Source organism: Dermacoccus barathri, assembly GCF_015070805.1.
Taxonomy (GTDB): Bacteria; Actinomycetota; Actinomycetes; order Actinomycetales; family Dermatophilaceae; genus Dermacoccus; species Dermacoccus abyssi.
This window is the reverse complement of sequence record NZ_JADCTK010000008.1, coordinates 1-22629: the sequence shown is the minus strand read 5'-3', so window position 1 is coordinate 22629 and position 22629 is coordinate 1. Positions and strand designations below refer to the sequence as shown.

Genomic DNA, 22629 nt, shown 5'->3' with positions numbered 1-22629 from the left:
TTCGGCGGAGGGTCGAAATTGGGGGATGTCCCTCAGGGCTCACGCAGCGTCAGGCGCTTAGGGTTTGGAGCATGATCACAGTAGAGGCGTTGACCAAGAGCTACGGGGGAACCGTGGCCGTCGACAACGTCACCTTCAAGGCCGAGCCGGGCCGAGTCACCGGCTTCCTCGGCCCGAACGGTGCCGGTAAGTCGACGTGCATGCGCATGATGACGGGGCTGACGCCGCCCACGAGCGGCCACGCCACCATCCTGGGAAAGAAGTACGACGAACTGACGAACCCGGGACGCCACGTCGGTGTCCTTCTCGACGCGAGTGCTCAGCACGCCGGACGCACCGGCCGTGAGGTGCTCACGCTCGGTGCCAAGACGATGGGCCTCGGCACCGACCGCGTCGACGAAATTCTCGACGTCGTCGGCCTCACGCCGCCGGAGGCGAAGCGTCGCGTGGGCGACTACTCGCTCGGTATGCGTCAGCGCCTCGGCATCGGGCACGCGCTGCTCGGTGACCCCGAGGTGCTCATCCTCGACGAGCCGGCCAACGGCCTCGACCCGGCCGGTATCCGCTGGATGCGTGGCCTCCTGCGCTCCTACGCCGAACGTGGCGGCACCGTGCTCCTGTCGAGCCACCTGCTCCACGAGGTCGAGCAGATCGCCGACGACCTCGTCATGATCGGCCGCGGCCGCATCGTGCGTCAGGGCACGAAGCAGGAGCTGCTGCGCGGTGCGGGCACCAACGCCCACAGCACCGACGACGCTGCCCTCGCCTCCGCGCTGCAGGCCGCGAACATTCCCGTGCAGCGCACGCAGACCGGCATCCACACGCCGGCCGAACCCATCGAGGTGGGCAAGGTCGCTGCCGCGAACGGCATCGTCCTCGTCCAGCTCGGCCAGGCCGGCGGCTCCGGCCTCGAAGAGATGTTCCTCAACCTGACCGCCGCCGACTCCCGAGAGGTTGCGCGATGAGCACCCCCATGAACCCGAACCAGCCGCAGGGCGGAGCGCACTACCCGCCGCAGCAGCAGCCCGCTATGGCGGGCGGCCCGGGCGCGCAGGTGCCCCAGCAGGCTCCTCAGGGCGCGCAGTTCACGCCCCAGCAGGGCAGCGGCGCTCCGACCCAATCACGCCTGCCAAGCCGACTCGGTGACGAGGGACGCACGTCCCCGGTCTCCTTCGGGCGCCTCTTCGCCGTCGAGATGCGCAAGATGATCGACACGCGCGCCGGCAAGTGGCTCCTCATCGCCATGGGCGTCCTCATCATCATCGCGTCCGTCGCCGTGATGGTGAACGGGCGTCGGACGTCGCCGGAGTTCGGCAACTTCGTTGCCGCCGCAGGCATCCCGATGGGCTTCCTCCTGCCGATCCTGGGCATCCTCACCGTGACGAGTGAGTGGTCGCAGCGCACGGCGCTCGTCACGTTCACGCTCGAGCCGCGACGCTCCCGTGTCGTCCTCGCCAAGTGGGCCGTGGGCCTGCTGTTCGGCGCCCTCTCCATCATCTTTGCGTTCGCGATCGGTGCAGCGACGACGCTCATCGCCCAGGCGGCGTTCGGTCACGACGCCAACTGGACGATGTCGTGGGGCTCGGTGGGCGGCAACGTGCTCGCGCAGCTCATCGCCGTCTCGATCGGTATCGCGTTCGGTCTGGCGTTCCAGAACACCCCGGCCGCGATCTGCTCGTACCTGTTCATCCCGACTCTCGTGAGCATCGTGACGTCGTTCGGCGAGACGATGCGCAAGGTCGGTGAGTGGATCGACCTCAACCTCACGACGCAGCCGCTCTACAACGGCACGATGTCGAACGAAGGGTGGGCGAAGTTCGCCGTCGCGCACGTGCTGTGGCTCGTGGTTCCGATGGTCATCGGATTCATCCGCCTCAACAAGCGCGAGGTGAAGTCGTCCTGATCCCTCGGGCCTGACGCATCAAAGAAGCACCCCACCGCTCCGAGCGGTGGGGTGCTTCTGTCGTTGGGGCCCAGGGAGTCAGGCGGTGCGCAGCCCGCCCGTGGGGTGGGCGAAGGTGACGTACTCGCGGCCGTCGACCTCGAACGTGCCGACCTCACGGAAGCCGAGGCGTTCGTGCACGCTCATCGACACCGAGTTGCTGCGCTCGACGAACGCGACGGCCTCGTCGTAGTTCTTCGCGGCGTCGGTGAACAGCGCATCGACGAGGGCGGAGAGCACTCCGCGCCCGCGCTGGTCGGCCTCGACGACGGCCGGCCCGTAGAGGAAGAAGCGAGCGTCGGGCATCGCCTCACGCGCCGTGGCCACGGTGAGTCCGGGAGGGCCGACGCTGTGGGCAGCGGCGTCCGAGCTGAGCACCACTCCGGCGCGCTCGCCGTCGAGCTCAACAACCCACATGCCGGGGCCGTCAATGCGTTCCTGAAACCGCTCCTCGGCCCAGCTGCCCTGGATGAAGCCTGTCTTCGACCGCTCGCCCTCCGGCACGTTGACGCGCTGGTTGCGCTCCAGCAGGTCGAGCATCCAGCCGAAGTCGTCCTCCGTCGCGGGGCGGGTGGAGAGCTGAAGGTCGCTCATGGGGTTCCTTCCGGTTCGTGCGATGCGGAGGCGTGCAGATACGGGCGCTCGCCAGCGCGTCGAAGCGCTGGCGAGCGTCACCGTCATCCTGCCAGCTGAGCCGTGGCGTCCTTGCGGTCGCGGGCTGCGGCGGCGAGCACGTACGTCAGGGCCGACAAGCCCACACCGATGAAGGCCATCGTCGTGAGCGCGGCTGCGCTCGGCACCGTACGGCCACCGACCATGACGGACATCGACGCGGCGATCGTGGCCACACCGGCGCTCGAGACGGCGGTGCCGATGGCGCGCATGAGGGCGTTGACGGCGTTGGCCGAGCCCATCTCGCGCAGCGGGGCGTGCTCGACGACGAGCATCGACAGCGCGGCGTAGCCGATACCGACACCTACGCCGATGACGGTCGCCCAGATGATGACCATGGCCGGGTTGGGCGACGCGACGGCGCGCAGGAGGTAGCCGAGGCCGGTGACGATCGCAACGATCTGGAGGACCGTGCGGGCACCGAACCGTGCACCGAGACGGGCCGTGAGCGGCGCGACGGCGAACATTGCGGCGGCGTTGGGCAGCATCGCGAGACCGGCCGAGGCGGCGTCCCAGCCGAAGTCCTTCTCGGAAGCGGGCCCTGCAGCGTCATCGTCGTCGAGAGCAGATTCGTGAACATGATGATGCCTATGACGATCGACGCGAGGTTGGTGAAGAGCAGGGCCTTCGTGCCGGAGACGCGCAGGTCGACGAATCGGGGAGGTGTGGCCGAGCTCGAACTTCGCCCACAGCACGAGGACGACGACGCCGACGACGATGGCGACCAGGGTCTTGACGTCACCCCAGCCCCAGGCGCCGCCCTGCGAGAAGTCGGCGAGTTGCGCCTTCGTCTCGACCCGGTCGACCGGCACCTCCTCACGCTCCTGGACGCCGAGCCGGACGCGTCGTTCGCCGACCTCGCCGACGACCTCTCGCTGAGCGCCCGGAGCGTCGCGCGACGCCTGCGTCGCCTCGTCGACGGTGGCGCCGTGCAGGTGCGCGGGCGCACCCTGCCGGGCTTCCAGGGGCGCCTCGTGCGCATGATCCGCATCGAGGCCGAGCCCGAGGCCGCACGCCGTCTCGCGGAGGCGTTGGCGCGCGAGGTGCACACCTCGTGGGTGCGTCTCCCCCGCAACGGCACGGGGCTGCTGTGCGGTGCGGTTGCAGCGCCAAACGAGCAGGGTGCGCGATCGGGTGTCGAGCAGATCGTGGCGGCGAGCATGCGAAGCCCGGGCGTGCGCGACGTTCAGACCATCGAACTGCTACGGGTGTGGGGTTCGCGCCCGGCCAGCGATCGTCCGTCACGCGCGCTCGACGACGTCGACCGCGCCCTCCTGCGCTCCCTCGCCGCCGACGGGCGCATGAGCAACGGGGCGCTCGCGGAACGCGTGGGCATCGACGCGAGCACCGTGTCGCGTCGCCGTCGTCGTCTCCTCGACGAGGGGGTGCTCTACCTCGAGGCCGACATCCACCCCGAAGCGCTCACCGGGTCAGGCGACGTCATGCTGTGGATCACCGTGACGCCCGGCCACATCGCCGACGTCTCGGAGGCTCTGCGCGCAGCGTGTCGTGCGGTTCGTCGCGGCCACGAGCGGGCGCACGTCACTCGTGGCGAACGTCGTCACGCCGGACGGCGCCGCGACGCTCGACTTCGTCGACACCCACCTCGCGCACCCCGGCGTCGTCGGGGTGGAGATCGTCACGATGGGCCGCGTGCTCAAGCGCTCGAGCTCGTACGGCGGCTGAGGCCGAGCGCAGCTTCGAAGGATCTCAGCGGCTGCTCGAAGCGCGTATCAGCTCCGCCGCCTTGTGGTCCGCGGTGCCGAATCGGTGGCCCAGGGTGTGCACGACGACCGTGGTGGCCCCGCCGTCGTCGAAGCCGACGAGTGCGCCCTGGTCACGGTTGTGCCCGTTGTGCCACCACAGGTCCTTCGACCGCATCCAGCCGACGGGGCGGTGGCCCGTCCAGGGAGCCGCAGCGATGCGTTGGGCGTAGCGACACAGGTCGTCGAACGTGCTGAGTAACCCACCTGCGCCGATGAACGGGCCGGTGTCGACCCACGTGGATCGCACCTTTCCGGTCCATGTGTGTAGCCGCGCAATGCGCTCAGGGTCGTGCCACGTGGTCGTCTCGTCGAGGCCCAGCGGGTCCAGCACGAGATCGCGCGCCAGCCCCGACCAGTCTTGCCCCGTCCTTCTTTCCACCACACGTGTGAGAACTGCGTACCCGAGGTTCGAGTACCTCCACGTGCCGACCGTGCCGTCGTGCAGCGTTCCGAGCGTTGGCACCACGTGCTCGTCGAAGTAGGTCGTGGTGAAGCGTGCGTACGGGTCGGCTGCTGCGAAGGGCACACCCTGAGGCAGGCGCGGCAACCCCGATGTGTGGGACATAAGGGACGAGACATCGACCCATGTCGGTAGCTCGGCGTCCGGCAGGTAGGTCGTCACGGGGGCTGCCAGATCGAGCTCGCCTCGTTCCGCGAGCCGGGCGGCCACCTGTGCCGTCACCGTCTTCGTGACCGAGCCCCATTCCAGCAACGTCGGCGGTTGCTGCAGTTCGCCGACGCAGGTGGCGGTGACCACGCCACCTCGGCGTACTTCGTAGGCGATGCTGCGATCGCGGACCGTCAAGCTCACGGGCGTCCTCCGGCTCTCGTCGACGTCACGCACTGTGCCGGACGGGGCAGGGGAGCGTCCACCGGTTTTCGCCTCGGAGGGTCAGCGGTTGGCGAGGCGCTTCCACTCGTCGACGCTGACGTTGCCGCCGGTGATGACGACGCCCGCCGTCCCGGCCACGTTCGTCCCGGCGGCGCGCGCCAGCAGGCCGGCGAGCGATGCCGCACCGGCGCCTTCGGCGAGGGTGCGCGCGTGCACGGCGAGCAGGTGGGCAGCATTGTCGATGGCGTCGTCCGTCACGAGTTCGAAGGCGGCGAGACCAGCGTTCCCGGCGCTGCCGCGCGCGCCACGCAGGATGCTCTGCGGCGTGGCGAAACCGCAGCCGGTCGCGAGCCCGCTCACGCGCGTCTCGGCGGGTCGGGCGACCTCGGCGTCACCGGCCCACGAGTCGTGCGCGGCGGGCGCACCCATGGCCTGAACGCCGACGACGCGCACGTTCGGCGCGATCGCGTCGCGCACGAGGCACGCTCCGGCCGCGCCCGAGCCGCTGCCGATCGGCACGAGGATCTCCTCCACCTCCGGGTGGGCCTGGAGCAGTTCGAGATAGACGGTGGCGTGGCCGTGGATCATGGCCGGCTCGTTGCCCGGGTCGACGAAGCGCATCCCGCTTTCGGCCGCCAGCGCGCGGGCGTGGGCGGAGGCGTCCGGCAGCCGCTCGCCCTCGAGGACGACCTGGGCTCCGAGGGCGCGCACCGCGTCGACCTTCACGCTCGGGGCACAGTGCGGCATGACGATGACCGCACGCGTTCCGGCGAGGCGCGCGGCAAAAGCGATCGACTGCGCGTGGTTTCCCGTGGAGCACGTGACGAGCCCGGCGCGTCGCTCGTCGGCATCGAGTTGCGCGGCCAGCGTCAGGCCGCCGCGCACCTTGAACGAACCGGTGGGCTGCATGTTCTCGTGCTTGACGACGATGTCACGCCCGACGGCGCGCGACAGCGCCTCGTAGCGCCAGGTCGGCGCCACCTCGAGGTGGGCGCGCAGGGCCTCGGCGGCAGCGAGCACGCCGTCGAAGCTGACGGGGGCGGTGGGTGGCGCAATGGTCATGTCTTCAGCGTCACGGACCACTGTCCCATTCGTCCAATAGTTCGGATTGCCCAAAAGCATCGAACTCGTCGATACGCTGGACCCATGGACCTGCGCAGGTTGGAAGCCCTCGTCGCCCTCGAGCGTGAGGGAACGATGAGTGCCGCGGCAGAGGCGCTCGGCTGCGGGCAGCCGACGATCTCCCACCACCTTCGTCGCCTTGAGGAAGAAACCGGGGCCGTGCTCGTGCAGCGCGCCGGACGCGGGGTGCGCCTCACGCCCGACGGCGTGCGCCTCGCCGAGCGAGGCCGCGAGATCCTTGCCCTTCTGCGCCGTGCCGAGCTGGAACTCGACGCCGCGACGACCCTTGCTTCCGGCCACGTGCGGCTCGCCGCGTTCCCGTCGGCCTGCAGCGTCATCGTGCCGAAACTGCTTGTGCGCCTTCGCGAGAGCGCACCCGGCCTGCACGTCGACCTCGTCGAGGCCGAACCGCCCGAGGCCGCCGCCATGCTGCGAGCCGGCGAGGTCGACCTGGCCGTCACCTTCGCCTACGCCGGGCAGGGGTTCGGCGGCGACGTCGTCACCGAGCACCTCGGGTGGGACGCGTTGCACCTCGTCGAGGGCACGGCGCACGCGGCCGTCGTCGGGCGAACGAAGACGAAGGATGGCGGCGTCGAACCCGACGCCCTTGGCGCACTGGCGGACGCACGATGGGTCGCCGGGTGCGAGCGCTGCCGCACCGGCCTCGTCGATCTGTGCGAGTCGGTCGGCGTCAGCCCACGCATCGACTTCGCCAGTGACGACGTCGTCGCCGTCCAGGCACTCGTGGCAGCCGGATTCGGCGTGACGCTCCTTCCCGACCTCGCCCTGCGCGCGCACCGTGACGCGGGTGTCGCCACGCAGCCGATGCGCGGGGCGGGCCGTGAGTTACAGGTGGCGACGTTCGGGGCGATGCCACGCCCGGCCGCCGTCGAGGAGGTCGTGCAGACCCTCCTCGAGCTCATGCGCGAGGGCGCGTTCGCGTACTGAAATCACCTGAGTCGGCGGACGCCAGACAGTGGCGACCGTCGACTCGGGCGAGCGTCAGTTGCCCATCGGCTGCGTGGTGGGCGTCTTGCTCACGTCGAGCAGGTCGTAACGGACACCGTTGTTTTCGTCCTGGGACGGAGTGTGGACGATCGCCGTGGCGTAGACGTAGCGGCCTCCGACCTTCTTCGCGGTGAGTGTCACCGTGGCGTCACTCCACTTGCCCTCGGACTCGCTACCCGTGATGACCCACACCTTGCCCTTGGCCGTGGCGGCCGTGGTGCCCCAGTCCTGCCACACGAGATCCTTGAGCGCACCGCCCTGCTGCGTGATGGCGAGCTTCGCGGGCTTGACGTCGCCGACCCCGTAGCCCGCGGCCTCCTGCCCGGCTGTGCCGAGCGTCATCGTGTTACCGCTCGGCAGCGCGAGCTTCGCGGGTGTCGGCCCGTTCGACAGCTTGCACAGGTCGTACGTCGAGGCGTTGGGTGACAGCTCGCCGTCAGCCGTCGCGTCGGCGACCGTGAGGGTGCTGTAGGCGGGCTTGCCCTCGCACTCACCCTTGACGGCGCGCATCACGCTGCTGGTGCCGCTCGACGTCTTGCCCTCGCTGTAAGCCACGGGGGAGTTCCAACCGCTCCACGTCACGGAGCGGAAGGAGTGGGGGGCTCCACTGTTCGTGCTCAGGTCGAACTCGCGCGGCTGCGGCACGTCACCGATGCCCGGCACCTGGTGGCCGTCGCTGGCGGCCTGGACGACGCCGAGGTTGAGGGTCGAGGACGACGTGTCGTTCGTGCTCGATCCGCTCGCGCTCGTCGACGTCGAGGCGGTCGCCTGCGTTCCCGAACGCTGGCCCGCGTCACTCTTCTGCGTCGAACCCTGCGCACTGCTGGAGGTGCTTGTCGTGGTCGACGAGCCGGCACCCGTCGCGGAATCGGGGCCGCACGCCGACAGCATGAGGGCTGTGGCGGCGAGAGCGGTCGTTGCGATCAGCGTGCGCTTCGTCATCGTCGTACTCCTCGAGAGTGCTCGGGCACTGCAGACTTGTTCACGACTATGACGTAACTCACGCCGCTGAGGTTCCTTCTCTTGCTCGGATCCGTTGGACAGGCGCCCGACCTTCGCTAATATGGAGTCATTCCAGTTTAGGAAGGGCGGCGCCGCCGCCGAAACCAACACGAAGGAGCACACGACGTGTCGCTGATCAACACGACCCTCAAGCCGTTCAAGGCCACCGCTTTCAAGCAGGGCGAATTCGTCGAGGTCTCCGAGGCCGACGTCGCCGACAAGTGGAGCATCTACTTCTTCTACCCGGCCGACTTCACGTTCGTCTGCCCGACCGAGCTCGGCGACCTCGCCGACTACTACGACGAGCTGCAGAAGCTCGGCGTCGAGGTCTTCTCCGTCTCCACCGACACCCACTTCACGCACAAGGCGTGGCACGGCTCGTCCGAGACGATCGGCAAGATCAACTACGCCATGATCGGTGACCCGACGCTCCAGATCTCGCGCAACTTCGAGATCCTGCGCGAAGACGAGGGCCTCGCCAACCGCGGCACCTTCCTCGTCGACCCCGACGGCGTCATCCAGTTCACCGAGGTCACCTCCGAGGGCATCGGCCGTAACGCCGCCGAGCTCGTCCGCAAGGTCAAGGCCGCCCAGTACATCCGCAACCACCCGGGCGAGGTCTGCCCCGCCAAGTGGGAAGAGGGCGAAGACACGCTGGCCCCCTCGCTCGACCTCGTGGGCAAGATCTGACCGCTGCGATTCGCGGAGCCGCGGGGCTGAACCCCTCGCAAGTTCGGGCTCTCAGCCTCGCGGCTCGCTCATCGCGCACCCCAAGCCGGTGACGACGGGCGCGGTCACCCCTTCCGCGCCCGCCGCCACCCCCCGTCCCCCGGGCCGCGGGTGGAAGCCGGCGAGAACGCCCCCAAGGTTCTCGCCGACTCCCACTTTCGACCCGACTCCCGCTCGCCTCACGTCGTGACGTGCGAGCGACGCCCGTCCGACTCCCAGGAGGCACCCCATGGCCGTTCTCGACCAGAACATGACCGCCCAGCTCCAGCAGCTGCTCGGCAACCTTCGCGAGCCCGTCGAACTGCGCGCCAGCCTCGACGACTCCGACAAGTCCAAGCAGACCGAAGAGCTCCTCAAGGAGATCGAGGCCCTCCACGACCTCGTCTCCTACTCGCGCACCGACGAGAACGAGCGCCGACCCTCCTTCGAGATCGCGCGCCGCGACACCGACGTGGGCGTCCACTTCGCGGGCCTGCCGCTCGGCCACGAGTTCACCTCGCTCGTGCTCGCCCTCCTCCAGGTCGGCGGCCACCCCGTCAAGATCAGCGACGAGCAGGCCCAGCAGATCCGCGACATCGAAGGCGAGTTCCGCTTCGAGACGTACATGTCGCTCTCCTGCCAGAACTGCCCCGACGTCGTGCAGGCGCTCAACGCCATGAGCGTCATCAACCCGAACATCCACCACATCGCCATCGAGGGCGGCGCCTTCCAGCACGAGATCGAAGAGCGCGACATCAAGGCCGTGCCGACGGTCTACCTCAACGGCGACGTGTTCGGTCAGGGCCGCATGACGATCGAGGACTTCATCTCGAAGCTCGACACCGGCGCCGACGCCAAGGCCGCCGAGAAGCTCAGCGCCAAGGACGCGTTCGACGTCCTCGTCGTCGGCGGTGGCCCCGCAGGTGTGGCCGCGTCCGTGTACACGGCGCGCAAGGGCATCTCCACCGGCCTCGTCGCCGACCGCATCGGCGGCCAGGTGCTCGACACCATGGCCATCGAGAACTTCATCTCGATGCCGTACACCGAGGGTCCCAAGCTCGCCGCGGCGCTCGACCAGCACCTGCACGAGTACGAGATCGACGTCATGAAGGGTCAGAGCGTCGCCAGCATCGAGGACGACGGCGACCTCAAGAAGGTGACGACCGAAACCGGTGCCACCCTGCGCGCCAAGCAGCTCATCCTCGCCACCGGCGCCCGCTGGCGCCGCATGAACGTGCCCGGCGAAGAGGAGTACCGCAACAAGGGCGTCACGTTCTGCCCGCACTGCGACGGCCCCCTGTTCAAGGGCAAGAAGGTCGCCGTCATCGGCGGCGGTAACTCCGGCGTCGAGGCCGCCATCGACCTCGCCGGTGTCGTCGGCCATGTCACCGTGCTCGAGTTCCTCGACACCATGCGCGCCGACGAGGTGCTGCAGCGCAAGCTGAAGTCGCTGCCGAACGTCGACATCGTCATGTCCGCCGCGACGACCGAGGTTCTCGGCGACGGCAAGGCCGTCACCGGCCTCGAGTACACCGACCGCGAGAGCGGGGAGACGAAGAAGCTCGACGTCGAAGGCGTCTTCGTCCAGATCGGTCTCCTGCCGAACACCGAGTTCCTCGACGGGGTCGTCGAGCTCAACGAGCGCAAGGAGATCGTCGTCGACGCCCGCGGCGGCACCTCCGACCCGGCGATCTTCGCCGCCGGCGACGCGACGACCGAGCCCTACAAGCAGATCGTCGTCGCTGAAGGTTCCGGCGCCACGGCCGCGCTCGGCGCGTTCGACGCGAGCATCCGCGTCTGACGCAGCCCGCACCACAAAGGTCGAAACCTTCCCTTCTTGCGTCCAAGCAGACCGCTTGCGCACAAGAAGGGAAGGTTTCGGCCCTTCGTGCGTGATTGATGACGCCCACCCCGCGCGCCGCATAACGGGAAGGTCACGCGTCGTTGCTACCGTGGCCTGTCTCCCGGGAACCGGGTGAACATCCCGACACGCACGGCCAGGAGGCGTAACGCATGCTCGAACAGTTCCGCCTCATCCTCAAGGCCCTGCCGTGGACGGGCCCGGCCATCGTCGTCGGAGCATTCCTCGCGCTGGTGTCCTTCTTCCTCTTCGCCCGACGCCGCTCGCACGCCGACCGAGTCGGTTTCGCGCTCGTCGTGTGGTGCCTCGTCGTCGCGGCCGTCGTCACGCTGAGCCCGGTCAAGAACGACTACTTCGGGATCCCGGCGGCGGGGTGCGATTGGTCGATCTGGCGCCCGCTCGCCCGTGACTACTGGTTCAGCTCCGGCTCCCGGCCGCCGAATGTCTGGCTGTTCTTCCCCGCCGGTGTCGGCGTCATGCTCCTCGACGGTTTCTGGCGCAAGTTCCTCGGCATCGCGTTCCTCCTCGCGCTTCCACCGGGGATCGAGACGATCCAGGATCTTTACCCCGAGCTCAAGCGCAGCTGTTCGAGCCAGGATGTCGTCGACAACTGGACGGGTCTCGCCATCGGGCTGCTCATCGGTGCGGCGCTCGCGCTCCTCGTCGGCATCTACCGCTTCTTCCGTGGCAAGGCGCTCGCCCGTCGCGAGCGCAAGGACGCCGCGCTGTACGGCGAACCCGCAGCAGCGACGCCCGCCGCCCAGGCCGACCTCCCGCTCGGTGGCGGTGAGCCCGACGCCGTGCGCTACGACGAGTTCTCCGACTTCGACGACCGCCCCAACTCGACCCGCTGGTACGAGGACGACGGCTACACCGCGACGCAACCACGGCCGTCACGCGGAGGTCTGCGCGACGACGACGGACGCACCCGCGCGATGCCGACCGGCCGCCATCTCGACCCGGAGAGCCCGTACTCCCCGGAGTCGAGCGACCCCGACGACCCGGACGCCACCCAGATCATCCGCCGTCGGTGAACACCCTCGCGACCTGACATCCTGACGCCATGAGCATCAGCCGGGTCGCCGTCGTCGGGTCGGGGCCCAACGGCCTCGCCGCTGCCGTGACGCTCGCGCGCGCCGGCCTCGCAGTCGACGTCCTGGAACGTAACGCCTGGCTCGGTGGGGGAGCCGCCACCCGCGAAATCACCCTCCCCGGGTTTCGGCACGACCTCGCGAGCGCGGTGCACCCGATGGCGCTCGCGAGCCCTTTCTTCCAATCGTTCGGGCTCGCCGAACGCATCGACCTCGCCGTCCCGGAGATGTCGTTCGCCCACCCGTTGTCCGGCGGACGCAGCGGTTTCGGGTACCGCGACCTCGACCGGGCCGCCGACGCGATCGGCCGTGACGGCGGCGCGTACCGAGCCTTCCTCGGGCCGGTCGTCGACCACCTCGCCGGAACGGTCGATCTCACGCTCAACTCGTTGCTTCGCGTGCCGCGCGACCCGGTGGCCGCTACGATCTTTGCCGCCCGCGTCGCCGAGGCCGGCACTCCCGCCTGGAAAGCCCGGTTCGCCGAGGAGATCGCGCCCGCGATGCTCACCGGTTGCGCGGCCCACGCCATCGGGCGCCACCCGAGCCCCGCGCTCGCCGGCGGTGGGCTCCTCCTTGCTGCCACGGCCCACGCGGCCGGGTGGCCCGTTCCCGTCGGCGGCTCGCAGGCCATCGTCGACGCTCTCGCGGCCGATCTCGAGGCGCACGGTGGACGCATCGTGCTCGATCGCGGGGTGACAGAACTCGACGAACTCGACGAGTACAACGCCTGCGTCCTCGACGTCGGTGTGCCCGCCTTCCTCGATCTCGCCGGGGAACGCCTGCCCGCGAAGTACGCCCGGGCCCTGCGCCGCTACCGGCACGGGCGCGGCGTGAGCAAGGTCGACTTCGCGCTCGCCGGGCCGGTGCCGTGGGCTGATGCCCGTCTCGGCGAGGCGCCCACCGTCCACCTCGGCGGAACACGCGCCGAGATCGCTCAAGCCGAGCGGCAGGTCGCTCGCGGCTGGGTGCCCGATCGTCCGTACGTCCTTGCGGTGCAGCCGAGCGTCGTCGATTCCACCCGAGCACCCGAGGGGAAGGCGACGTTCTGGGCCTACCTCCATGTGCCTTACGACAGCGATCTCGACGCCACCGACCTCGTCACGCGCGCCGTCGAGGAGTACGCCCCTGGCTTCTCCGACCTCGTCCTCGCGAGCGTCGCGACGCGGGCCACCGACTTCGCCGAGGCGGTGAGCCCCAACTTTGCCGGGGGCGATTTCGCGGGCGGTGCGGTGAGTGTCGCGCAGATGGTGAAGCGACCCGTGGTGTCGACTGCGCCCTGGCGTACCCCGCTCGACGGCGTCTATCTCGGCTCCGGCGCGACGGCGCCCGGCCCAGCCGTCCACGGCATGAGCGGCTGGCATGCCGCGCGCACACTGCTCGTCGACCACGGCGTCGAGGCGCCGTCCCTCGCGCCGTCAGTTACGCGAAAGTAGCTTTCCTCGCCCGAAGCGCCCACCCGAGGCGCCTCGACGCGCGAGACTGGGGTTCTTGGGCGGCCCAATCGGGCTACCGCGACCACCAGCCGACTCTGTGCAAGGGGACGACGATGACGACGCAGGCAGACACGAGCAAGACGACGGCGAAGCGCGTGCACGCGTTCGGTGACGACGCGCTCGGGACGCACGACGCCACGGGGCTGGCTGCCGCCATCGCGGCCGGCGAGGTGAGCGCGAGCGAAGCTGTCGAAGCCGCGTTGGCACGTGTCGAAAAGGTCGACGGCGTCCTCAACGCCCTCGAGTTCCTCGACGCGAAGCGGGCCCGTCAGCGCGCCGGCCGCATCGACTCCGGCCTGAGCGGCGGCGTTCACGACAAGCACGGCGCAGGTCTGCGCGGCGTGCCGAGCGCGTTCAAGGACAACATCGTCGTCGCGGGCGTGCCCATGACGCAGGGGTCACAGGCCATGCCGCGCGTGAGCAACCGCCGCAGCGGCAAGATCGCCACGCAGATGCTCGCCACCGGACTCGTGCCGATCGGCACCACGACGATGCCCCCCTTCGGCTGGACGGCGACAACGGAGCGTCCGGGCGACGACGTCACCCGCAACCCGTGGGACACGAGCCGCTCCTCGGGCGGTTCGTCCGGTGGCGCCGCGGCCCTCGTCGCGTCGGGTGCCCTGCCGATCGCGCACGGCAACGACGGTGGTGGCTCCATCCGCATTCCTGCCGCGGCCTGTGGCCTCGTCGGTCTCAAGCCGACGCGACGACGCCTCGTGCTCGGCGAAAGCGCGGCGTCCATGCCGGTCAAGATCGTCGCCGACTCGGTTCTCACCCGCACAGTGCGCGACACGGTGACCTTCTTCGAGGAGGCCGAGCGGGTGCGCCGCAACCGCAAGCTGCCCGCCATCGGCGTCAGCGCGAACCCCGAGCTGGAGCGTCCGCTGCACGTGGGCGTCATGGTCGACAGCCCCTTCGCGCCGCCGTCGGACGCCGACACGCGCGCTGCCGTCGAGGGCGCCGCGAAGCTGCTCGGCGAGCTCGGTCACCACGTCGAGGAGTGGGAGCCGAACATCCCGGTGAGCTTCCAGGAGGACTTCCTCGACTATTGGGCCTTCCTCGCGTACAACACGGCAGCGGGCGGAAAGCGCTTGTTCCACAAGGATTTCGACGCGAGCAAGCTCGACCCGTTCACGCTCGGGCTTGCACGCCGCGGCAAGCGTCGCCTCGCGCACGCACCCGTCTTCCTCTCGCGCCTGCAGGCGAGCAGCAAGGTGTACGACCGACAGATGGCCAAGGGCCCGGACGTCGTCCTGTCGCCGGTGCTCGGGCACATCACGCCGGAGATCGGGCACCTCGCGGGCGACCTCGACTTCGAGACGCACATGGAGCGCGTACTCAAGTACTGCTGCTTCACCCCGCTGCACAACGCGACGGGCGCCCCGGCCATCAGCCTCCCGCTCGGCGCGACGGCCGACGGCCTTCCCGTGGGCGTCATGGTGTCCGGGCGAGGCGGTGGCGAGAACACCCTGCTGCGTCTCGCGCTGCAGGTCGAGAAGGCGCAGCCGTTCCGCCGCCTCGACACCGTCTGACCACTCACCGGCCCGCCCTGCCGGGGGGCGCCTGCAAGGATGACGCCATGAGCGACGACTTCGACAACGACCCGTACGACGAAGCGCCCGTCCACCAGCTCGACGAGGACGGCGACGTCGACTTCGACGAGGGCGTCGGCCCCGACGTCGACGGTGACGAGCTTCCCGACGACACGAGCCGCACCGCGCGCGATGAGTCCGACGGACGCTGACCCCGCGCGCCCCGATGGCACTCTCGACAGCGATCTCGAGAGTGCTGCTGTGACGACCCCCGACTCGCTCGCACAGACGAAGGGCCGGGGCGTTCGTTGGCCCGGGTCCGTGCTGGCCGTTCCACCGTTGCGTCCCCGTGCGGCGCTCACTCGACGTCAGGTGCTCACCGAGACCTGGCTCGTGCTCCTCGTGAGCCTCGGCGCGAGCGCCGTCTGGTCGGCCATCTCGCTGCTGCGCAAGGCGCTCGAGGCCCGCGCCGCCGGCACGTCGCTCAGCACGAAAACCTCCACGCTCAACGCGTCCCGCTCGTCGCTCGAGTGGCTCGACGCCATCAGCCAGTTCGTCGGCATTGCGCTCGCCCTCGTGCCGGCGGCGCTCGCCGCCCACCTCCTCGGGCGTTCGATGCGCAACCCGCTGGGCTTCATCGGCCTCGACGGCACGCGCAAAGGCCCCGACGCGGTGCTCGGCGCGCTGCTCGCCGCCGTCATCGGTTTGCCCGGCCTCGCGCTGTACCTCGGCGCCCGTGCTGCGGGCCTCAACACGACGGTCGTCGCGTCGGGCCTCTCCGATCACTGGTGGGTCGTGCCCGTCCTCGTCCTCGCGGCTGTGCAGAACGCGCTGCTCGAAGAGGTCGTCATGGTGGGCTACCTCTTCACGCGGTGGTCGCAGGCGGGGTGGGGGCGCACGAAGGTCATCGTGGTCAGTGCGCTCATCCGCGGTGGGTACCACCTCTATCAAGGCATCGGCGGGTTCGTCGGCAACGTCGTCATGGGCCTGATCTTCGGGTGGCTCTACACCCGCACGCGCCGTGTCATGCCGCTCGTCGTGGCCCACACGATCCTCGACATCGTCTCGTTCGTCGGGTACGCGCTGCTCAAGCCACACGTGTCCTGGCTCTGACCCGTTTCGCTCCGCGAACAGACGGTACGAACCTCTATTGATCATTGCTCAATACGGCGCGAAGTGACTAGGCTCACGTCCATGACGAACCTCGCTGACAACCTCGTGCGTACGGCGCAGAAGCTGCCCGACGGGGCCGCCATCAAGCTCGACGACTTCACCCTCACCTGGCAGCAGTTCGACGACGCCACGCAGCGCGTCGTCACCTTCCTGCGCGACCACGGCATCGAGCCCGGTGACCGCGTCGCGCTGAGCCTGGCGAACGTCCCCGCCTTCCCCGTCATCGCCTACGGCGTGTGGCGTTCCGGTGCCGTCCTCGTGCCGATGAACCCGCTGTTCATGGCGCGCGAGGTCGAGTACTACCTCGAGGACGCGGGCGTGAAGCTCGTCTTCGGCATGGGCGGCGAATCGGCCAAGGGCGCGGCCAACAAGAACGTCGAGTACGTCGAGGTCGGTGCCGATCAGCTCCAGGGCGTCCTCGGTGCGCTCGAGCCGACGCCGGATGTCGTCGACCGCGCCGACGACGACACCGCCGTCATCCTCTACACCTCCGGCACGACCGGCCGCCCGAAGGGCGCCGAGCTCACGCACCGCTCGCTCGACATCAACCAGGAGGTCGCGGCTCGCACGCTCATGGCGATCACCTCCGACGACGTCATCATGGGCTGCCTGCCGCTGTTCCACGTCTTCGGCCTCACGTGCGGCCTCAACACCTCCGTCGCCACGGGCGCCACGCTCACGCTCATCCCGCGCTTCGACCCGAACAAGGCGCTCGACGTCGTCGGCCGCGACAAGGTGACGATCTTCCAGGGCGTGCCCACGATGTATCAGGCGATGCTCGCCGCGGCCGCGAACCGTGACGACTACGACATGTCGTCGCTGCGCACCTGCGCTTCGGGCGGTTCGGCGATGCCCGTCGAGGTGCTCAAGAAGTTCGAGCAGCGCTTCGAGGCGACGATCCTCGAGGGCTACGGCCTCAGCGAGACCTCGCCCGTGGCGTCGTTCAACCACCCGAACGCAGAGCGCAAGCCCGGTTCGATCGGTACGCCGATCGAAGGCGTCGAGATGATCGTCGCGGACAGCGACGGCAAGCCCGTTGCACAGGGTGAGGTCGGCGAGATCGCCATTCGCGGCCACCTGCTCATGAAGGGCTACTGGAACCGCCCCGACGCCACCGCCGAGGCCATCCGCGACGGCTGGTTCTTCAGTGGCGACCTCGCCCACCAGGACGAGGACGGCTACTTCTTCATCGTCGACCGCGCCAAGGACATGATCATCCGCGGCGGGTACAACGTGTACCCGCGCGAGGTCGAGGAAGCGCTCTACGAGAACGAGGAGATCGCCGAGGTTGCGGTCGTCGGTGTGCCCGACGAGCACTACGGCGAGGAGATCGCTGCCTTCGTCGTGCGCACGCCGGGCTCGTCGCTCTCCGAGGACGACGTCAAGGAATTCGCGAAGGCCCGCGTCGCCGCCTACAAGTACCCGCGCACCGTCACGTTCATCGACGCGCTGCCGAAGGGCGCCACCGGCAAGATCCTCAAGCGCGAACTGCGCAGCTGACCCTCCACGCGAACGCCACCGTCGGACTCTCGAAGAGCCCTGCGGTGGCGTTCGCGTGCGAACTATCATGGACGGCATGACCAGTTCGCGTGGCGACCATCTCCTCCTCATCGTGGCCCGACTCAACCGGTGGGCCACTCGCCGCGCCCAACTGCCTGCGCCGGCGGCCCAGCTGCGTCTGCTCTCCCTGATGAACGATCTCGGCCCGTCCCGCATCGGTGATTTGGCCGTTGCGGACAACTCCTCACAGCCGACGATGACGACGCAGGTGCAGCGCCTCGAGGCACTCGGCCTCGTCTCGCGCACCGCCGACACGCGTGACGCGCGCGCCACGCTCGTGTCGATGACGGAGGCGGGCCGCGAGGTGCTCATGGAAGCGCGCGCAGCGCGTGCGGAGGTCGTCGTCCCGCTGCTCGAGGGGTTCACCGAGGACGAGCTGGAAACCCTCGACGCGGCCCTCGACATCCTCGACCGTGGCCTCACAGCACAGCGCAACAGCAACGGACGGCGCTGACACCGTCACGCATCACAGCACCACGACGCGGATCGGCCGCGGGCACGTAGCCCGCGGCCGATCCGCGTTTCTGTGGCAGCGAGCGTCAGCTCTTGTCGCCCTGGGACGACGCCTCGTCGTCCGCAGCCTTGTCGGCAGCCGCCGCCGCCTTGGCCGCCTTATCGGCGCTCACGGCAGCCTCGCGGGCAGCCTTCTCCGCCTTCTCACGCGCGGCCTTGGCCGACTTCGACTTCGGCGCCATACCGGGCTTCGGCTTCTTTCCGCCGTTCGACCGGTCGGGGTAGCCGTGCTGGAAGCCGCCCTCACCCTCGTCGAGGATCTGCTTGGCCGAACCGACGATGAGCGGGTCGGGCTCGTGGATGAAGTCCGTGTTCTTGCCCGGGTAGTCGAGCGAGTCGAGCACGTAGCGCATCACCTCGACACGGGCGCGCTTCTTGTCGTTGCTCTTGATGACGGTCCACGGAGCCCACTCGGTGTCGGTGTGCTCGAACATGGCCTCCTTCGCCTCGGTGTAGGCGTCCCACTTGTCGAGGGAGGCGAGGTCGGTGGGCGACAGCTTCCACTGGCGCACCGGGTCGGTGCGGCGCTTCTCGAAGCGCGTGAGCTGCTCGGCCTTGCCGACGGAGAACCACAGCTTGCGCAGGTGGATGCCGGAGCCGACGAGCATGCGCTCGAACTCGGGCGCGGTGCGCATGAACTCGTCGTACTGCTCGTCGGTGCAGTAGCCCATGACGCGCTCGACGCCGGCGCGGTTGTACCAGGAGCGGTCGAAGAAGACGATCTCGCCCTTGGTGGGCAGGTGGGAGACGTAGCGCTGGAAGTACCACTGACCGAGTTCTTCCTCGGTGGGCTTGTTGAGCGCGACGGTGCGTGCACCACGGGGGTTGAGGTGCTCGTTGAACCGCTTGATCGACCCACCCTTTCCGGCGGCGTCACGCCCCTCGAAGATGAGGACGACCTTCTCGCCCGATTCCTTGACCCAGGCCTGCATCTTGAGCAGCTCGATCTGCATCTGGCGCTTGAGGTACTCGTACTCCGTGCGTGTCATCTTCACGTCGTACGGGTAGTTGTGCTGCCAGGTCTCGTCCTGCGTCTTGAACTTCTTTCCCATGTGACTATTGTCCGCCTTCGAGGCGCTTCCCGGAAGGGGTCGGGGGCATCGTTGGGACGTAGGTCCCCTTCCGTTCGCCTGCGCGTCGCGTTGGGGCCCATCGTGTCGTGGAGGGGGTCGTCAGACCGGCGTTCTACAGTGGGCCCATGGCGCGCCCCCACTTCGCCTCACGGGTCGAGGACAAGCTCAACAGCTCCGCCGCGTCCGTTCTCTCGCGGCGTGACTGGTCGACGCGCGTCTTTCCCTACGTCGGGTACGGTTCGGTCGATCCCGCGCTCGAAGGTCGCGACCCGTTGGAGCGCACCCCGAAGCCGTCGACGTCGCGCTGGCGCGCCTCGTCCGGCCCGAAGCGACGCATCCCCGAGGACGGCATCGCGCGCGTCCTCGGTCGGGTCGTGCTCGGCAAGGACGGGCAGCCGTCGGTGCCGACGGCGAGCGACGACTCCCTCGTCCGGCGCGGCTTCAAGGCGTTCTTCTCCGTGCCGGAGACCGAACGCGAGGTCACGGTGACGCTCGGGGACGCCACGGCGACGGGCCTCACCGATCGCGGCGGCTACTTCGAGGTCGAGGTCACCGGGCACGGCCTGCGTCACGGATGGCACGACGCGCACGTCGAGTGCGACGGCGTCACCGCGGTGGCTCCGGTGCAGATCATCGGCGGGCACGTGCGCTTCGGCATCGTGAGCGACATCGACGACACGGCCCTCATCACGGCGCTTCCGCGCCCGCTCATCGCCGCGTGGAACACGTTCGTCGTCCGCGAGACCGTGCGCCGTGAGGTGCCGGGCATGGCCGCGTTCTACCGCTCGGTCCTCGCGCAGCACGAGGACGCGCCCGTCTTCTACCTCTCCACCGGCGCCTGGAACACGCAGCCGGTGCTCACCCGCTTCCTGCGCCGGCACGGATTCCCGCGCGGCACACTGCTGCTCACGGACTGGGGCCCGACGGAGACGTCCTGGTTCCGCTCGGGGCAGGCGCACAAGCGGCGCTGGCTGCGGCGCCTGGCCGCCGAGTTCCCGCACATCGAATGGCTGCTCGTCGGCGACGACGGCCAGCACGACCCGTCGATCTACGAGCAGTTCGCGCTGAGCTACCCCGATCACGTCGCGGGCGTCGCGATCCGGCAGCTGACGGTGGCGCAGCAGGTGCTCAGCCACGGTCACCCGCTCCAGATGGACGACGTCGTCGGCCGCGTGCCGGGTGTGCCGTGGTTCGAAGGTCCCAACGGATTCGTCCTGCACGGACACGTCTCGAAGGTGCTCGGTCATGCCTGAACTGCCCGAGGTGAGCGGCCTCGTCGGATTCCTCACCGAACGACTCGTCGGACGCGCCGTCGTCGGCGTCGAACTGGCGTCGTTCGCGGTGCTCAAGACGTTCGACCCTCCGCCGCAGGCGTTCGAGGGACTCGTTGTCGACGCCGTGCACCGCCACGGCAAGTTCGTCGACATCGAGGCCTCGGGGCTGCACTTCGTCTTCCACCTCTCGCGAGCGGGGTGGCTGCGCTGGTCGGACAACCTCCCGACGACGACGCTGCGCCCCGGGAAGTCGCCCATCGCCGTGCGCGTGCGCCTCGACGACGGGGCCGGCTTCGACCTCACCGAAGCGGGTACGCAGAAGCGCCTCGCCGTCTACCTCGTGCGCGATGTCCAGGAGGTGCCCGGCGTCGCGAAGCTCGGCATCGACCCGCTGTCCGAGGAGTTCACCGAGGAGGCGTTCGCGGCCCTCGTCGCCGAACGACGCATGCAGATCAAGGGGCTGTTGCGCGACCAGTCGGAGATCGCCGGCGTCGGCAACGCCTACTCCGACGAGGTGCTCCACGTCGCCAAGCTGTCGCCGTTCGCCATGACGACGGCGCTCACGCCCGAGCAGGTCCACACCCTCTACGAGGCGCTGCGCACAACGCTCACCGACGCCGTCGCGGCGGCCTCGGGCAAGCCTGCGAAGGAACTCAAGGACGCCAAGCGCGCCGGCATGCGGGTGCACGGCCGGACAGGGGAGGCGTGCCCGGTGTGCGGCGACGTCGTCCGCGAGGTGTCGTTCGCCGACCGCTCGCTGCAGTACTGCGCGACGTGCCAGACGGGCGGCAAACCGCTCGCCGACCGGCGCATGAGCAAGCTGTTGAAATAACCCGAATCACACGATTTCACAGCACGACAAGGTGACACCGGCCTTCGGGGCTCGATACCGTTGAGGCCGCGAAGGGGCCGACAACGAAAGAAGCCACCATGAGTGACCTGACTCGCCGCGAGGCGATCGCAGGATCCGGTGCTGCCCTGACTCTGGCGATGCTGGGTGCCGGAACGGCACAGGCCGCACGAAGCGACGAGAACGAACCACGCGTCGTCGTCCTCCCCGTGACGCCGGATCGCGTCGCCGTCGTCGCCCGGATGCACTCGGGCGAGGTGCTGACAGCTTCGCAGGGAGCCGAGAGCCGCAGTCAGACGGCCGTGAAGGACATCGCCGTGCTCGGCCTCGCGGTGGCGAAGAACGCACGGTCGCGCGTCGTCGTCGAGGTGGCCGACACGCGCCGCGCGATCGACGTCGACACCAGGGTCGAGGCGCTGCGCGCGTCCGAGCTGCGCGTCGTCAACAAGCGTGTGGCTCTCACGAACAAGGACAAGCCGAAGAAGCTCGCGACCGCAGATGCGGTTGTCGTCGATGCGCGCCTGCAGCACCCCATCAAGCGCATGATCAAGGCGGCGAAGAAGGACAAGGTCGACCTCGAGGCCGTCAGTGGCTACCGCTCGTTCGAGTATCAGGAGAGCCTCTACGCCCGCTACGAACGTCGTGACGGTCGCAAGGCCGCCGACACGTACTCGGCGCGCGCGGGCCACAGTGAGCACCAGCTCGGCCTCACGATCGACGTGCGCGGCGCCGACGCCGTGCACGAGCTGGAGGAGTCGTTCAAGGACACCCCGACGGGCAAGTGGGTGGCCGCCCACGCGCACGAGTTCGGCTTCGTCGTGCGCTACCAGGACGGCCAGGAGAAGACGACGGGCTACCGCGCCGAGCCGTGGCACCTGCGCTACGTCGGTGACGACGTCGCCCGCTTCCTCCACCAGCGCCGCGACATCAAGACGCTCGAGCAGCTCTTCGACCTGCCGGCCGCGCCCGGCTACTGACAGACCTTCGCCAACGCCGCCGCTCGATGCCGAGCGGCGGCGCTCGTCGTATGCGGTGGAGGCGGAGTTTCGGGGCCGCAGGGATGACGATGCCCCCCGCGCCTGGCGGGTTCTAGCAGTCCTCGCAACACCCAGACTTTTTGGGAGTTGCGAGGACTGTGTCGGTTGGCGGGGTGAAGG

22 protein-coding genes and 1 pseudogene are annotated in these 22629 nt (G+C 69.2%); 17 read left to right on the top strand and 6 right to left on the bottom strand.

Translation table 11 applies throughout. The features are described 5' to 3' along the window. Window positions 1–71: 71 nt before the first annotated feature. Together IM689_RS13450 and IM689_RS13445 are read left to right on the top strand one after the other, a co-directional pair. Window positions 72–965: an ABC transporter ATP-binding protein gene (locus tag IM689_RS13450; protein WP_047310794.1), complete on the top strand. Its 894-nt coding sequence runs from the start codon at window positions 72–74 to the stop codon at window positions 963–965. Next, window positions 962–1903, top strand: a complete 942-nt coding sequence (locus IM689_RS13445; RefSeq protein WP_193644385.1) for an ABC transporter permease — start codon at window positions 962–964, stop codon at window positions 1901–1903. Before IM689_RS13450 ends, IM689_RS13445 begins: the two co-directional genes overlap by 4 nt. 78 nt (window positions 1904–1981) lie before the next feature. Here the strand turns inward: IM689_RS13445 and IM689_RS13440 are convergent, their stop codons facing one another. Then, complete coding sequence (locus tag IM689_RS13440; protein WP_193644384.1) at window positions 1982–2536, bottom strand: GNAT family N-acetyltransferase; 555 nt, start codon at window positions 2534–2536, stop codon at window positions 1982–1984. 83 nt (window positions 2537–2619) lie between these two features. Then, window positions 2620–3309 (bottom strand): MFS transporter, encoded by a 690-nt coding sequence (locus tag IM689_RS13435; protein ID WP_406565504.1) that lies wholly within the window; start codon window positions 3307–3309, stop codon window positions 2620–2622. Between IM689_RS13435 and IM689_RS15170 the strand changes: the two are divergent. Both IM689_RS15170 and IM689_RS14795 read left to right on the top strand, forming a co-directional pair. Further along, window positions 3193–3945, top strand: a pseudogene (locus tag IM689_RS15170) (AsnC family transcriptional regulator); the annotation flags it as partial. The gene IM689_RS13435 and the pseudogene IM689_RS15170 sit on opposite strands and share 117 nt — an antisense overlap. Window positions 3946–4123: 178 nt before the next feature. Further along, window positions 4124–4300: a hypothetical protein gene (locus IM689_RS14795; RefSeq protein ID WP_227484866.1), complete on the top strand. Its 177-nt coding sequence runs from the start codon at window positions 4124–4126 to the stop codon at window positions 4298–4300. 24 nt (window positions 4301–4324) lie between these two features. Here IM689_RS14795 and IM689_RS14790 read toward each other — a convergent pair whose 3' ends face one another. Both IM689_RS14790 and IM689_RS13425 read right to left on the bottom strand, forming a co-directional pair. Then, window positions 4325–5191: a serine hydrolase domain-containing protein gene (locus IM689_RS14790; protein ID WP_319803895.1), complete on the bottom strand. Its 867-nt coding sequence runs from the start codon at window positions 5189–5191 to the stop codon at window positions 4325–4327. A gap of 81 nt (window positions 5192–5272) precedes the next feature. Next, complete coding sequence (locus IM689_RS13425) at window positions 5273–6274, bottom strand: threonine ammonia-lyase (protein WP_193644381.1); 1002 nt, start codon at window positions 6272–6274, stop codon at window positions 5273–5275. An 84-nt stretch (window positions 6275–6358) separates the two neighbouring features. On the opposite strand from IM689_RS13425, the gene IM689_RS13420 reads away from it, so the two are divergent. Then, window positions 6359–7282 carry a LysR family transcriptional regulator gene (locus IM689_RS13420; protein ID WP_193644380.1) on the top strand — a complete coding sequence of 308 codons (924 nt, stop codon included), beginning with the start codon at window positions 6359–6361 and terminating at the stop codon, window positions 7280–7282. Window positions 7283–7336: 54 nt separating this feature from the next. Here the strand turns inward: IM689_RS13420 and IM689_RS13415 are convergent, their stop codons facing one another. Beyond that, a complete protein-coding gene (locus IM689_RS13415; protein WP_193644379.1) occupies window positions 7337–8284 on the bottom strand; it encodes a hypothetical protein in 948 nt (315 codons plus the stop codon). Between the two features lie 186 nt (window positions 8285–8470). Here IM689_RS13415 and ahpC point away from each other — a divergent pair, with 186 nt between their 5' ends. The 9 genes from ahpC to IM689_RS13370 all read left to right on the top strand — a co-directional run bounded on the left by ahpC (window position 8471) and on the right by IM689_RS13370 (window position 18216). Beyond that, complete coding sequence (gene ahpC / locus IM689_RS13410; RefSeq protein ID WP_193644378.1) at window positions 8471–9034, top strand: alkyl hydroperoxide reductase subunit C; 564 nt, start codon at window positions 8471–8473, stop codon at window positions 9032–9034. 268 nt (window positions 9035–9302) lie between these two features. Next, window positions 9303–10853: an alkyl hydroperoxide reductase subunit F gene (gene ahpF / locus IM689_RS13405; RefSeq protein ID WP_187036489.1), complete on the top strand. Its 1551-nt coding sequence runs from the start codon at window positions 9303–9305 to the stop codon at window positions 10851–10853. A 212-nt stretch (window positions 10854–11065) separates the two neighbouring features. Further along, on the top strand, window positions 11066–11947 hold the full coding sequence (locus IM689_RS13400) for a hypothetical protein (protein WP_193644377.1): 882 nt from the start codon (window positions 11066–11068) through the stop codon (window positions 11945–11947). Window positions 11948–11976: 29 nt separating this feature from the next. Next, a complete protein-coding gene (locus IM689_RS13395; RefSeq protein ID WP_193644376.1) occupies window positions 11977–13437 on the top strand; it encodes a phytoene desaturase family protein in 1461 nt (486 codons plus the stop codon). Between the two features lie 113 nt (window positions 13438–13550). Next, the gene (locus IM689_RS13390) at window positions 13551–15029 is read left to right on the top strand and encodes an amidase (RefSeq protein ID WP_193644375.1); all 1479 of its coding nucleotides are present in this window, start codon (window positions 13551–13553) and stop codon (window positions 15027–15029) included. A gap of 47 nt (window positions 15030–15076) precedes the next feature. Then, window positions 15077–15241 (top strand): hypothetical protein, encoded by a 165-nt coding sequence (locus IM689_RS13385; protein ID WP_193644374.1) that lies wholly within the window; start codon window positions 15077–15079, stop codon window positions 15239–15241. A 49-nt stretch (window positions 15242–15290) separates the two neighbouring features. Continuing rightward, window positions 15291–16142: a CPBP family intramembrane glutamic endopeptidase gene (locus IM689_RS13380; RefSeq protein ID WP_319803894.1), complete on the top strand. Its 852-nt coding sequence runs from the start codon at window positions 15291–15293 to the stop codon at window positions 16140–16142. Window positions 16143–16223: 81 nt separating this feature from the next. Next, window positions 16224–17702: a long-chain-fatty-acid--CoA ligase gene (locus IM689_RS13375; protein WP_193644372.1), complete on the top strand. Its 1479-nt coding sequence runs from the start codon at window positions 16224–16226 to the stop codon at window positions 17700–17702. A gap of 76 nt (window positions 17703–17778) precedes the next feature. Then, window positions 17779–18216, top strand: a complete 438-nt coding sequence (locus IM689_RS13370; RefSeq protein WP_052946913.1) for a MarR family winged helix-turn-helix transcriptional regulator — start codon at window positions 17779–17781, stop codon at window positions 18214–18216. A gap of 85 nt (window positions 18217–18301) precedes the next feature. Here the strand turns inward: IM689_RS13370 and ppk2 are convergent, their stop codons facing one another. Next, window positions 18302–19327 carry a polyphosphate kinase 2 gene (gene ppk2 / locus IM689_RS13365; protein ID WP_193644371.1) on the bottom strand — a complete coding sequence of 342 codons (1026 nt, stop codon included), beginning with the start codon at window positions 19325–19327 and terminating at the stop codon, window positions 18302–18304. Between the two features lie 146 nt (window positions 19328–19473). Here ppk2 and IM689_RS13360 point away from each other — a divergent pair, with 146 nt between their 5' ends. The 3 genes from IM689_RS13360 (at window position 19474) to IM689_RS13350 (ending at window position 22449) form a co-directional block, all read left to right on the top strand. Continuing rightward, complete coding sequence (locus tag IM689_RS13360; RefSeq protein WP_047310785.1) at window positions 19474–20601, top strand: App1 family protein; 1128 nt, start codon at window positions 19474–19476, stop codon at window positions 20599–20601. Continuing rightward, window positions 20594–21454 (top strand): Fpg/Nei family DNA glycosylase, encoded by an 861-nt coding sequence (locus IM689_RS13355; RefSeq protein WP_047310784.1) that lies wholly within the window; start codon window positions 20594–20596, stop codon window positions 21452–21454. The genes IM689_RS13360 and IM689_RS13355 overlap by 8 nt, the downstream gene beginning before the upstream one ends. 98 nt (window positions 21455–21552) lie before the next feature. Next, window positions 21553–22449, top strand: coding sequence for a M15 family metallopeptidase (locus IM689_RS13350; RefSeq protein ID WP_193644370.1), 897 nt, complete (start codon window positions 21553–21555; stop codon window positions 22447–22449). Window positions 22450–22629 lie beyond the last annotated feature (180 nt).

Coding starts and splice junctions, on each gene's coding strand:
- IM689_RS13450 (WP_047310794.1), top strand. CDS start 72: ATGATCACAGTAGAGGCGTTGACCAAGAGCTACGGGGGAACCGTGGCC.
- IM689_RS13445 (WP_193644385.1), top strand. CDS start 962: ATGAGCACCCCCATGAACCCGAACCAGCCGCAGGGCGGAGCGCACTAC.
- IM689_RS13440 (WP_193644384.1), bottom strand. CDS start 2,536: ATGAGCGACCTTCAGCTCTCCACCCGCCCCGCGACGGAGGACGACTTC.
- IM689_RS13425 (WP_193644381.1), bottom strand. CDS start 6,274: ATGACCATTGCGCCACCCACCGCCCCCGTCAGCTTCGACGGCGTGCTC.
- IM689_RS13420 (WP_193644380.1), top strand. CDS start 6,359: ATGGACCTGCGCAGGTTGGAAGCCCTCGTCGCCCTCGAGCGTGAGGGA.
- IM689_RS13415 (WP_193644379.1), bottom strand. CDS start 8,284: ATGACGAAGCGCACGCTGATCGCAACGACCGCTCTCGCCGCCACAGCC.
- ahpF (WP_187036489.1), top strand. CDS start 9,303: ATGGCCGTTCTCGACCAGAACATGACCGCCCAGCTCCAGCAGCTGCTC.
- IM689_RS13400 (WP_193644377.1), top strand. CDS start 11,066: ATGCTCGAACAGTTCCGCCTCATCCTCAAGGCCCTGCCGTGGACGGGC.
- IM689_RS13395 (WP_193644376.1), top strand. CDS start 11,977: ATGAGCATCAGCCGGGTCGCCGTCGTCGGGTCGGGGCCCAACGGCCTC.
- IM689_RS13390 (WP_193644375.1), top strand. CDS start 13,551: ATGACGACGCAGGCAGACACGAGCAAGACGACGGCGAAGCGCGTGCAC.
- IM689_RS13385 (WP_193644374.1), top strand. CDS start 15,077: ATGAGCGACGACTTCGACAACGACCCGTACGACGAAGCGCCCGTCCAC.
- IM689_RS13375 (WP_193644372.1), top strand. CDS start 16,224: ATGACGAACCTCGCTGACAACCTCGTGCGTACGGCGCAGAAGCTGCCC.
- IM689_RS13370 (WP_052946913.1), top strand. CDS start 17,779: ATGACCAGTTCGCGTGGCGACCATCTCCTCCTCATCGTGGCCCGACTC.
- ppk2 (WP_193644371.1), bottom strand. CDS start 19,327: ATGGGAAAGAAGTTCAAGACGCAGGACGAGACCTGGCAGCACAACTAC.
- IM689_RS13360 (WP_047310785.1), top strand. CDS start 19,474: ATGGCGCGCCCCCACTTCGCCTCACGGGTCGAGGACAAGCTCAACAGC.
- IM689_RS13355 (WP_047310784.1), top strand. CDS start 20,594: ATGCCTGAACTGCCCGAGGTGAGCGGCCTCGTCGGATTCCTCACCGAA.
- IM689_RS13350 (WP_193644370.1), top strand. CDS start 21,553: ATGAGTGACCTGACTCGCCGCGAGGCGATCGCAGGATCCGGTGCTGCC.